Genomic DNA, 11,653 nt, shown 5'->3' on the forward strand with positions numbered 1-11,653 from the left:
ACCCATGGAATCCGAGGGCGTGATCGTCGTCAGCGGAATCATGGCGGCCGGGAAGACCGCGGTCTCCCATCTGCTGGCCGAGCGGTTCCAGTACGGCGTCCATCTGCCGGGCAGCCTGTTCCGCCGGATGATCGTCAGCGGCCTGGCCTCGATGGCCGAGGATCCGGTCGCCGCGCAGCGCCAGATGCAGCTCGGGTTCCGGCTCGCCTGCACGGCCGCCGACCAGTACGCCGAGGCCGGTTTCACCGTCGTCCTGCAGGATGTCGTGATCGGCGAGCTGCTCCGCGAGTTCCTCGACGGCATCCGGACCCGCCCGCGCTACCTCGTCGTCCTGACCCCGCGGCCGGAGGTCGTCTCCGGCCGGCTCGGCGGCTCGCACCATCTGGTCGACGAGCTCGACTACGAGCTGCACGCGTTCAGCCCGCGCCGCGGCCTCTGGCTGGACAACTCCGACCTGTCCGCGGCCGAGACCGTCGACGCGATCCTCGGCCGGCTCGACGAGGCGCGCTTCGAGTAATGGCGGGCCACGCTACCCGGGGGTAGTTTGGCTGGATGGCGACCACAGTACGGCGGACCTCGTGCAACCTGTGTGAAGCGATCTGCGGCGTGCTGGTGACCGTCGAGGACGGCCAGGTCACCGACATCCGCGGTGACGAGTCCGATCCGCTGTCGCGCGGGCACATCTGCCCGAAGGCGGTCGCGCTCCGCGACCTGCAGGAGGACCCGGACCGGCTGCGCACTCCGGTACGCCGAACCGCGGACGGCTGGGAGCCGATCGGCTGGGCGGCGGCGTACGCGCTGATCGTCCAGAAGCTGACCGCGGTCCAGCGCGAGCACGGGCGGAACTCGGTGGGCGTCTACCTCGGCAACCCGAACGTGCACAGCCTGGGCGCGTTGACGCATATGCCGACGCTCGTCCGGCAGCTGCGAACCCGGAACAAATTCAGCGCGACGTCGATCGATCAGCTGCCGCAGATGCTCGCGTCGTACCAGCTGTACGGGCATCAGCTGATGATCGCCGTCCCGGATATCGACCGGACGGCGTACCTGCTGATGCTCGGCGCGAACCCGCTCGCCTCGAACGGGAGCATGATGACGGCGCCCGGGTTCGCCCGGCGGCTGAAGGACGTGCGTAAGCGCGGCGGCAAGGTGGTCGTGATCGACCCGCGGCGGACGGAGACCGCGGCGGTCGCCGACGAGCATCACTTCGTGCGGCCGGGGACGGACGCGGCGTTCCTGCTCGCGCTGATCCGCGAGGTGATCGCGGAGGGGCACGCACGGCCGGCGGCGTACGTCGATGGGCTCGCGGCGGTGGAGGCCGCGGTCGAGGAGTGGACGCCGGAGCGCGCGGCGGCGGTGACCGGGATCGACGCGGCGGTGATCCGGCGGATCGCGCGGGAGTACGCGACGGCCGGGCGGGCCGCGGTGTACGGGCGGGTCGGGGTGTCGACGCAGCAGTTCGGCGCGTTGTGTCAGTGGGCGATCCAGGTGCTGAACCTCATCACCGGGAATCTGGATCGGCCGGGCGGGACCATGTTCGCGCGGCCGGCGGTGAACACGCTGCTCGGGTTGGGGCGTGGGCATATCGGGGCCTGGTCGAGCCGGGTGCGCGGCCTGCCGGAGTTCGGCGGGGAGCTGCCGGTGTCGGTGATGGCGGAGGAGATCCTGACGCCGGGCGACGGGCAGATCCGGGCGATGGTGACGATCGCGGGTAATCCGGTGCTGTCGACGCCGGACGGGCGGCGGCTCGACGAGGCCTTCGAGTCGCTGGAGTTCATGGTCGCGATCGATCCGTACCTGAACGAGACCACCCGGCATGCGGATGTGATCCTCCCGCCGGCGCCACCGCTCGAGCGTGAGCACTACGACGTCGTCTTCCACCAGCTCGCCGTCCGCAACACGGCCCGGTGGAACGACGCCGTGCTGCCGAAGCCGGCCGATGCCCGGCACGACTGGGAGATCTTCCGCGACCTCGGGATCGCGCTCGCCCGCCGTACGCCGCTCAGCCGCAAGCGGCTCCTGACCGAAGCGCGGCTGCGCGTGCCGCCCCGCCGGGTCGTGGACGCCGGTCTCCGGATCGGCCCCTACAAGCTTTCACTCCGGAAGCTTCGCAAGACCCCTGGCGGAGTCGACCTCGGGCCGCTCCAGCCGGCTCTCCCCCAAGCTCTCTTCCACAAGTCCAAACGGATCAACCTCGACCAGCCCCTGATCCTGGCCGACCTCCCCCGGCTCGCCGCCCTCCCCACCCCCGCCGACGGCGAACTCCTCCTGATCGGCCGCCGTCACCTCCGCAACAACAACTCCTGGATGCACAACTCCACCCGCCTCACCAAGGGCAAACCCCGCCACCACCTCCTCATGCACCCCGCCGACCTGGCCGCCCGCGATCTCACCACCGGCCAGCTCGTCACCATCACCTCCGCCGCCGGCGCCCTCTCCGTAGAAGTTGCCTCTAGCAACGACATGATGCGCGGCGTGGTCTCTCTCCCGCACGGCTTCGGCCACCAGCGCGACGGCGTCCAACTCCAGATAGCCAGCCGCCTGGCCGGCATCAGCGCCAACGACCTCACCGACGCCGGCCTGACGGACGCAGTAGCCGGCACCGCCGCCGTGAACGGCGTCCCGGTAACCGTCACCGCCTCCTGAGAGGCGGCTGCCCCTCTCGCTCCACCTGTGGCGAGAGGGGCAGCGCCCGGTCAGGGGGTGTGGTGCGGGCGGGGAGCGTAGCGGGGTGGGCGGTCGCAGCGGGTTGGGCGGACGGCGGGTGGGCCGGAGGACTCGCGGACGACCAGGAGTCTTGTGGAGTAGAGGTGGGATTCGGGGGGTGCGCCGTCCAGGAGGGACAGCAGGCGGTGGGTGACTTCGGCGCCGTAGCCGATGATGTTGTGGGACATGGCGGTGAGGCGCGGGTGGGTGATTCGGCAGAGGGTGGAGTCGTCCCAGGCGACCAGGGTGAGGTCGTCGGGGACGACGGCGCCCAGGCCTTGGGCAACCGACAGGCCGGCTACGGCCATCAGGTCGTTGTCGTAGATGACGGCGGTCGGGCGAGGGTCGGCGGCGAGTAGGTCGCGAGTGGCGGCCGCGCCTTGGTCGGCCGAGTAGTCGGTGTGGACGAGGGTGAGGTCGAGGCCGAGGGAACGGCCGGCGTTGAAGAAGGCGCGGTCGCGGATCCAGACGTCGCCGTACTCCGGCGGCCCGGCGACGCGGGCGACGCGGCGGTGCCCCAGTGCTGCCACGTGTCCGAGGGCCGCGTTCATCGCGGCGGCGGCGTCGGTCCAGACGCAGGGCAGGCCGTCGGCCAGCTGCGGGTCGCCGACCAGGACGGCGGGCAGGCCGAGTTTGCGCAGCAGCGCGATCCGCGGGTCGGCCATCCGCAGGTCGACCACGATGACGCCGTCCACGCGCCGCTCGGCAGCCCATTTCCGGTACGTCGCGAGCTCCTCGTCCAAGCTGGACACCACCTGAAGGGCCAGCGCGTACGAGCGATCCGCGAGTACGGACTCCACGCCGCCGACGAAGCCCAGGTAGAACGGCTCCTCGGTCAGCGTCTGCGCCGTCCGGGCCAGGACCAGCCCGAACGTCTCACTGCGCGCCGCCGACAGCTGCCGGGCGGCGCGATTCGGTACCCACTCCAGTTCTTCGGCGACTCTGAGAACCCGCGCACGGGTAGCCGCGGACACTCCGGGCTGATTGTTCAGCGCGTACGACACCGCGCCTTTGGAGACGCCGGCGCGGCGTGCGATCTCCTTGATGGTGACTCGGGGCACAACAAACTCCTCACGGGCGGCCGGACCGCTGACGGTCGGTCCGGAATCCTCTAGTGTGCGCCGATTACCACACCGTGTCACCAAGTGGGAGCAGAAAGTGACTTTTTTGATCACATATCGGAACTCGCCGGTTCCGGTCGCGATCGGCCGAGGTGTGGGCGGACCCTAGTCGAGGCGGTTCCGCGTGGGATACGGTTGCCGCTGTTACTTAACCGGTTCGGCAAGCAGGCCGGCGACGGTTCCCAAGGGCAGCGGGAGCGCCGCCGGTCACCACAACACCTCATGGAGAACACCATGGTCGCAGTGGACAACCTGTCCCTCCAGTTGTACACGGTCCGCTACAAGCTCGAGGAGGACTTCGACGCCACCCTGGCCCGGATCGCCGAGATCGGCTTCACGAAGGTCGAACCCTTCGGTGTGCCGGGCGCGGCGGAGAAGCTGGCCGAGGCGCTGCCCAAGCACGGTCTGACCGCCCCCACCACGCACGCGGGCCTGCTCCGCGAGGACGCGGCCCCGATCTACGCCGCCGCCAAGCAGCTCGGTATCGGCACCGTCATCGAGCCCTACATCGACCCGGCCCGCTGGACGTCCGCGGACGACGTCAAGGCCACCGCCGAAGCCCTCAACCAGGCCTCGGTCGAGGCGGCCGAGCACGGCATCACGGTCGGCTACCACAACCACCACTTCGAGTTCGAGAACAAGATCGACGGCGTGCACGCGCTGGAGATCTTCGTCGACCACCTGAACGACGACGTGATCCTCGAGGTGGACACCTACTGGGCCGTGGTCGGCGGCGCCGATGTCCCGGCGATCCTGGCCAAGTGGGGCAACCGCGTCCAGGCGCTGCACGTCAAGGACGGCGACGGCACGCTGAACAATAAGGCCCAGGTCGGCGTCGGCAACGGCGAGATCGCCGTCCGGGACATCCTGGCCGCCGCTCCGCAGGCGTTGCGCGTCGTCGAGCTGGACGACTACGAGGGCGAGATCTTCGACGCCGTCGAGGCCAGCTTCAAGTTCCTGACCGGAGAGGACGCACCCGCATGACGGTCGGCGTAGGTGTGATCGGCGCCGGGGTCATCTCCGACGCGTACATCAAGAGTATGCAGAGCTTCCCGGACCTGAAGGTCGTCGCGATCGGCGACCTGCGCCCGGAGGCCGCCAAGGACAAGGCGAGCGAGTACGGTATCGAGGCCCACGGCGGCCCCGAGACCGTGCTGAACCACCCGGACGTCGAGATCGTGGTCAACCTGACCATCCCGATCGCGCACGTCGAGGTGGCTCTGGCAGCCGTTGCCGCCGGCAAGCATGTGTGGAGCGAGAAGCCCTTCTCGCTGGACCAGGACAGCGGCCGCAAGCTGCTGGCGACCGCCCAGGACGCCGGCCTGCGCCTCGGCTGCGCCCCGGACACCATCCTCGGCCCGGGCCTGCAGGAGTCGCGCCGCATCATCGAGCGCGGTGACATCGGTACGCCGTTGACCGCTCTCACCCTGATGCAGTCGCCCGGCCCCGAGTCCTGGCACCCGAACCCGGCGTTCCTGTTCCAGGAGGGCGCGGGCCCGCTCTGGGACATCGGCCCGTACTACCTGACCACGCTGGTCCAGCTGTTCGGCCCGGTCGCGGCGGTCGCCGGCATCGGCTCGAAGTCGCGGGAGAAGCGCACGATCGGCTCGGGGCCGCTGGCCGGCACCGACTTCGACGTGACCGTGCCGACCCATGTCAGCGCGATCGCGCGGTTCGAGTCGGGGCAGTCGTCGCAGAGCATCTTCAGCTTCGACTCGCCGCTGTCGCGGGCCGGGTTCGTCGAGATCACCGGCTCCGAGGCGACCCTCGCCGTCCCGGACCCGAACGCGTTCGACGGCGACATCAAGATCCGCCGCCGCGGCGCCGAGGACTGGGAGACGCTGACCACGACGAAGGCGACCGCCCAGCGCGGCACCGGCGTCCTGGAGATGGCGCGCGCCATCCGCGCGGACCGGCCGCACCGGGCCAGCGGAGCGCTCGCGTTCCACGTCGTCGACGTGATGGCCTCCATCACCGACTCGATCGACACCGGCGCGTTCGTGGACGTGACCAGCACTGTCGACGTCCCGCCGGTCCTGCCGGAGGACTGGGACGTGCACGCGGCCACGCTGTGACGACCAAGCTCACCCTGGATCCCCGGTGGACCGTCGTGTTCGCCGGGGACTCCGTCACCGACTGCGGACGCCGGGACGACCCGGCGCAGCTCGGTGACGGCTACGTCCGCGACCTGTACGACGGCTTCGGCGCCGACCGGCCGCGGGTCGTCAACGCCGGGATCAGCGGCCACCGCACGGTCGACCTGGCCGCGCGGTGGCCGACCGACGTCCTGGCACACCAACCCGACCTGGTCTCGATCCTGATCGGGATCAACGACACCTGGCGGCGATACGACGAGGACGACCCGACGACGCCGGAGTCGTTCGAGGCGTCGTACCGGGAGCTGTTGGCCCCGCTGACCTGCCCGGTGGTGCTGATCGAGCCGTTCGTCCTCCCGGTCAAGCCCAGCCAGGTCATGTGGTCGGAGGATCTCGACCCGAAACTCGAGATCGTCCGCAAACTCGCCGCGGAGTTCAACGCCGTCCTGGTGCCGGCGTTCACCGAGCTCACCCGGCAGGCGCTGACCGTCGGCGCGGACACCCTCGCGGACGACGGCGTCCACCCGACGGCAGCCGGCCACCGCGCCCTCGCCGACCTGTGGCGCGCAACCGTTCTCGAAGCCTGAACTGCAGCTCCCCTCACCTCACGGGGGAGCTGTAGTTTGTCCTGACTAAACCGGTTCACGCTCTCTGGAGACTCCGTTGAACACTCTTTCGCTGACCACCGAGGGCGGCGCCGCCTGGACCCTGCAGGCCGTCGCCGGGCCGGTGCCCGCCGGCGACAGCGCGCTGCTGAGTACGCCGATCGCCGCGACCGTGCCCGGCGAGGTGCACACCGATCTGCTCGCGGCCGGCGCGATCCCGGACCCGTTCGACGGGGACAACGAGAGCAAGCTGGCCTGGATCGGCAGCACCGACTGGGTCTACCGGACGACGTTCGACTGGGCCCCGGACGGGCAGGCCGTCCAGGAGCTGGTGACCGAGGGGCTGGACACCGCGGCCACCGTGACGCTGAACGGGACGCAGCTCGCCCAGACCTGCAACCAGCACCGCACCTACCGGTTCGATGTCACCGATCGATTGGTTGCTACCGGCAATGAGTTGGTGATCGAGTTCGCTTCGCCGGTCGAGACGGCGAAGAAGCTCGCCGAGACGCTCGGACTCTGGCCGCACACCAACAAGCACGCCTACAACGCGATCCGGAAGATGGCCAGCAACTACGGCTGGGACTGGGGCCCGGATCTCGCGACAGCGGGGATCTGGAAGCCGATCCGGATCGAGTCCTGGTCCGGCGTCCGGATCGCAAGCGTCCGCCCGCTGGCCGCCGGCGACGGCACTCTCACCACCCATGTCGCGCTGGCGTGGTCGGACGGCGCACCCGATACGACCGTGACGGTCGAGGTCGGTGGCGCGACCGCCGGCGAGACGGTTGCCCCTGGCACAACTGAAGTGACCTTGCTGGCAACAGTTGCCGACGTCAACCTCTGGTGGCCGCGCGGCTACGGCGACCAGCCGCTGTACGACGTCACCGTGACAGTTGCCGAGGACAATTGGACCGGCCGGGTCGGCTTCCGCGACATCACGCTGGACGTTGCCCCCGACAAGGACGGCGGCCCGTTCGTGCTGTCGGTGAACGGCCGGCCGATCTACGTCCACGGCGCGAACTGGATCCCGGACGACGCGTTCGTCACCCGGCTGAACCGGGCGACGTACGAGACCAGCATCCAGGACGCGATCGACGCCGGGATGAACCTCCTGCGGGTCTGGGGCGGCGGGATCTACGAGACCGACGACTTCTACGACATCTGCGACGAACAGGGCATCCTGGTCTGGCAGGACTTCCTGTTCGCGTGCGCGGCGTACTCCGAGGACGAGCCGCTGTGGAGCGAGGTCGAGGCCGAGGCCCGGGACGCCGTCACCCGGTTGAGCAAGCACACCAGCCTGGCCGTCTGGAACGGAAACAACGAGAACATCTGGGGTTACGTCGAGTGGGGCTGGCGCGCGCCGCTGGCCGGGCGCAAGTGGGGCGAGGGCTACTACTTCGACCTGCTGCCGAAGATCGTCGCCTCGCTCGACCCGCGGACGCCGTACTCGCAGGGCAGCCCCTACTCGTACGACCACTTCATCCACCCCAACGACGAGCGCAACGGGACGATGCACGTCTGGGACGTGTGGAACCAGGTCGACTACTCGACGTACCGCAAGTACAAGCCGCGGTTCGTGTCGGAGTTCGGCTTCCAGGGGCCACCGGCCTGGTCGACGCTCACCTCGGTCGTGCACGACGTGCCGCTCGATCCGTACGGCGAGCAGATGCTCGTGCACCAGAAGGCGTACGAGGGCAACCTCAAGCTGGAGCGCGGTCTGGGCGACCATCTCCCGCTCTGGAAGAACATCGACGACTGGCACTGGACGACGCAGCTCAACCAGGCGCGCGCAATCGGCTACGGCATCGAGCACTTCCGCAGTCTGTTCCCGCTGAACACCGGTGCGATCATCTGGCAGCTCAACGACAACTGGCCGGTGGTCTCGTGGGCGGCTGTCGACGGCCACGGCATCCGTAAGCCGCTCTGGTTCGCCCTGAAGCGGGTGTACGCCGACCGCCTGCTCTCCGTGCAGCCGCGGGAGGACGGCCTGGTCGTAGCCGCCCACAACGACTCCGACGAGGTCTGGACGACGCAGCTGCTGCTGGCGCGCCGTGCGACCGGCCAAGGCGGTGAGACCTTCGCCCGCGAAAGCATCACCCTGGAGGTGCCCGCCCGGTCGGCGGTCACGCTTCCCGTGCCGGCGTCGCTCGTCTCCCTCGACTCGACGCACGAGTACCTCGAAGTCCGCGGCGGCGACGGATCCACCGCGTTCTGGTACTTCGTCGAGGACACTGCGCTCCTGTTGGCAGCGGATGCGTACACCTCGGTCGTGACGCCGACCGACGATGGCTACGACGTCACGGTCACGGCAACCGCGTTGGCCAAGGACTTGGCCCTCTTCCCGGACCGCCTCGACCCGGCGGCCCGTGTGGACTCATGTCTGGTCACCCTGGCCGCCGGTGAGCAGCACACGTTCCACGTCACCGGAGCGGCTGCTCCGACCGAGGTCGGCGTACCGGTCCTGCGGTCGGCCAACGACCTGGTGAGCTGAGCAGAAGGCATACTGGTCCCCTGTGACTGGGGCACGGGGGACAGCGCTGCTACTGGCAGCTGTAGTGGTGATGGCCGGCTGCGGGCAGCAGGAGCCGTCAACCGGGGTAGTCACCCAGTCTGCGCCGACTCCCACACCGACGACGGTGACCACTCCGCCACCGCCTCCCAGCACGGCGACCCCGGTGCCCTCGACTCCGCCCGCTCGCCCGGGACAGTCGGACAACCAGAACTTGATGCCGGTCATCGACCACGGACCGCGGGACAAGAAGCTGGTCGCGCTGACCTTCGACGCCGATCTGACCGCGGCGATGCGGAAGCGGCTGCTCAGCGGCAAGGTGACGTCGTACTACAACACCGCTCTGATCGCGGAGCTGCGCAAACTGCAGGTTCCGGCGACCCTGTTCCTCACTGGGATGTGGATGGAGCAGTACCCCGAGGTCACGCGCGAACTGGCGGCTGACCCGCTCTTCGAGCTCGGCACACACAGCTACGACCACAAGGCCTTCACGAAGAGGTGCTACACGCTGGGAACCGTCCCCCGGGCAGACATGCGGTCCGACGTCCAGCGAGCGGTTGTGAAACTCGACCAGCTGGACCCGCAGGCCACGCGCTGGTTCCGGTTCCCCGGCGGCTGCTACGACGGTACGGCGCTGCACGAGCTCGCACCGACCGGAGTGACCGCGGTAGGGCTCGACTGTCCGGGCGCCGACGGTTTCGCGAAGTCGCCGAAGCCCATCGTCAAACAGGTGCTGTCGACGGTGCAGAACGGGTCGATCGTCGTGCTGCACATGCACGGTGGTGACAACGCGCCGTACACGGATGAGGCGGTCGGGCCGATCGTGAAAGAGCTGCGGGCGCGTGGCTATCAGCTGGTGACAGTGACACAGCTCATGCACGGGAACCGCTGACTTGACTTCAGCGTCAGCCAACACATGAACAACAGGCGGATGCGCAGCGCTGGCATCACGCTCGGCCTGACGGCACTGGTCGCGGCAGCCTTCACCGGCTGCTCCAGCGACGACGACCAACCCGACTACGCGGCTATCTGCGTCGAACCGCAGACACAGACCCGAGTCGATGACGACGAGTGCAAGGACGAGCGCGACTACCAGGGCTCGGGGGCGGGCTTCTTCTGGTTCTACATGGCCACCCGGAGCGGTGCGCACGTACCGGCGGTGGGTGCCCGCTACACGATGAGCCAGGGCACCTACACGACACCACAGCGGCGTGACGAGTCGTCTGGTGGCGGTAGTGGTGGTTCGCCGTCCATTCAGCGTGGCGGGCTCAGCAAGAGCGGTGGGGACATCGGTACGATCAGCCGCGGCGGCTTCGGTCACTCCGGCAAGGGGAGCTCTGGCGGTTGATGTGGCGGCATGCGATCAAACCTCGTGACGACTGGCGTCAGAAGGTCGTCGAGCAGGGCCTCGTCTTTCCGATGACCGACATGCCGGACGGCTCGGAGCGTCCGTACTGGAACGAAAGCGCCTGGTACGAGGTGACCATGGACGAGGTGCTGCACCTCGAACAGGTCACCGAGGAGCTCTACGAGATGTGCCGGCACGCCGCCCGCGTCATGGCGACCGGCGGCAACTTCTCGGACGCCGAACTCGGACTGGCGCCCGGCACACTCGCACTGGTCCAGCAGTCGCTGCGCCGCGACGACCTTTCCGTGTACGCCCGTTTCGACCTGGTGTGGAGTGGCGCCGAGCCCAAGATGCTGGAGATCAACGGCGACACCCCGACCGGCCTGGTCGAGTCCGCAGTGATCCAGTGGAACTGGCTGGAGGATGTCTTTCCGGACGCCGACCAGTGGAACTCGGTGCACGACCGCCTGGTCCAGTGGTGGAGTCAGCAGCTGGCAGCGGGCCGCTTCCCGGGGAACGAGGCGCACTTCTTCAACTCCGGCCAGGAGCGGTCCGGCGAGGAGGAGATGACGGTCGCGTACCTGCGCGACACGGCGGCCATGGCTGGGCTGGCGACGTACGGGCACGAAATCGAGGACGTCGGCTGGGAGTCGACGCAACGCGCTTTCGTCGACTGGGGCCGGCGTCCGATCCGGACGGCGTTCAAGCTGTACCCGTGGGAGGACATGCTCGACGAGGCGTTCGGCAAGCTCATCCTGGCCGGCACCGAGCGGCAGCCGGTGCAGTGGATCGAGCCGGTCTGGAAGACCATGCTGTCCACCAAGGCGATTCTCCCGGTGCTCTGGGAGCTCTACCCCGAACACCCGAACCTGCTCCCGGCGTACTTCGGCCACCCCGGCGACCTGACCGAGTGGGTCGCCAAACCGCTGCACGGCCGCGAGGGCAGCAACATCGTCATCCACACCGACGACCACGACCACACCCAGGACGGCCCCTACGACACGGACACCATGGTCTACCAGCAGTGGTGCCCACTCCCGTCGTACGACGGCAACCAGGCCGTGATCGGCAGCTGGATCGTCGACGGCTCGGCCGCCGGCATGATGGTCCGCGAGTCCGACGGCCCGATCACCGACTACTACGCCCGCTTCGTCCCGCATGCCATCGGCACCAGCCCCCGCCCGGACGCCGAAACCGTCCAGCGCTGGCTGGCCGAGTAGCTAGGGCGTGTCTCCCAATTCCGCGCCGTAGCGAGGAGGTGCCCGGTG

The 11,653-nt window shown here is 69.0% G+C and carries 10 protein-coding genes; 9 read left to right on the forward strand and 1 reads right to left on the reverse strand.

Annotation, left to right across the window (positions count from 1 at the left end; genetic code table 11):
* Positions 1-4 precede the first annotated feature (4 nt).
* Positions 5-517 carry a DEAD/DEAH box helicase family protein gene (locus HPO96_RS13580; RefSeq protein ID WP_171673800.1) on the forward strand — a complete coding sequence of 171 codons (513 nt, stop codon included), beginning with the start codon at positions 5-7 and terminating at the stop codon, positions 515-517.
* Positions 518-552: 35 nt separating this feature from the next.
* The gene (locus HPO96_RS13585; RefSeq protein ID WP_171673801.1) at positions 553-2,646 is read left to right on the forward strand and encodes a molybdopterin-dependent oxidoreductase; all 2,094 of its coding nucleotides are present in this window, start codon (positions 553-555) and stop codon (positions 2,644-2,646) included.
* Between the two features lie 50 nt (positions 2,647-2,696).
* Here HPO96_RS13585 and HPO96_RS13590 read toward each other — a convergent pair whose 3' ends face one another.
* Positions 2,697-3,767, reverse strand: a complete 1,071-nt coding sequence (locus HPO96_RS13590) for a substrate-binding domain-containing protein (protein ID WP_171673802.1) — start codon at positions 3,765-3,767, stop codon at positions 2,697-2,699.
* Positions 3,768-4,061: 294 nt separating this feature from the next.
* Here HPO96_RS13590 and HPO96_RS13595 point away from each other — a divergent pair, with 294 nt between their 5' ends.
* The 7 genes from HPO96_RS13595 (at position 4,062) to HPO96_RS13625 (ending at position 11,605) form a co-directional block, all read left to right on the forward strand.
* On the forward strand, positions 4,062-4,811 hold the full coding sequence (locus tag HPO96_RS13595; RefSeq protein ID WP_171673803.1) for a sugar phosphate isomerase/epimerase family protein: 750 nt from the start codon (positions 4,062-4,064) through the stop codon (positions 4,809-4,811).
* Entirely contained in the window at positions 4,808-5,902 is a 1,095-nt protein-coding gene (locus HPO96_RS13600; protein WP_171673804.1) for a Gfo/Idh/MocA family protein, read from the forward strand. The genes HPO96_RS13595 and HPO96_RS13600 overlap by 4 nt, the downstream gene beginning before the upstream one ends.
* Entirely contained in the window at positions 5,899-6,510 is a 612-nt protein-coding gene (locus HPO96_RS13605; protein WP_171673805.1) for a GDSL-type esterase/lipase family protein, read from the forward strand. The genes HPO96_RS13600 and HPO96_RS13605 overlap by 4 nt, the downstream gene beginning before the upstream one ends.
* Positions 6,511-6,586: 76 nt before the next feature.
* Complete coding sequence (locus tag HPO96_RS13610; RefSeq protein ID WP_238355122.1) at positions 6,587-9,019, forward strand: glycoside hydrolase family 2 protein; 2,433 nt, start codon at positions 6,587-6,589, stop codon at positions 9,017-9,019.
* Between the two features lie 235 nt (positions 9,020-9,254).
* Positions 9,255-9,929, forward strand: a complete 675-nt coding sequence (locus HPO96_RS13615; RefSeq protein ID WP_171673806.1) for a polysaccharide deacetylase family protein — start codon at positions 9,255-9,257, stop codon at positions 9,927-9,929.
* A gap of 39 nt (positions 9,930-9,968) precedes the next feature.
* The gene (locus HPO96_RS13620) at positions 9,969-10,385 is read left to right on the forward strand and encodes a hypothetical protein (protein WP_238355123.1); all 417 of its coding nucleotides are present in this window, start codon (positions 9,969-9,971) and stop codon (positions 10,383-10,385) included.
* On the forward strand, positions 10,385-11,605 hold the full coding sequence (locus HPO96_RS13625; RefSeq protein WP_171673808.1) for a glutathionylspermidine synthase family protein: 1,221 nt from the start codon (positions 10,385-10,387) through the stop codon (positions 11,603-11,605). The genes HPO96_RS13620 and HPO96_RS13625 overlap by 1 nt, the downstream gene beginning before the upstream one ends.
* Positions 11,606-11,653 lie beyond the last annotated feature (48 nt).

It is taken from the genome of Kribbella sandramycini (assembly GCF_013131805.1).
GTDB lineage: Bacteria > Actinomycetota > Actinomycetes > Propionibacteriales > Kribbellaceae > Kribbella > Kribbella sandramycini.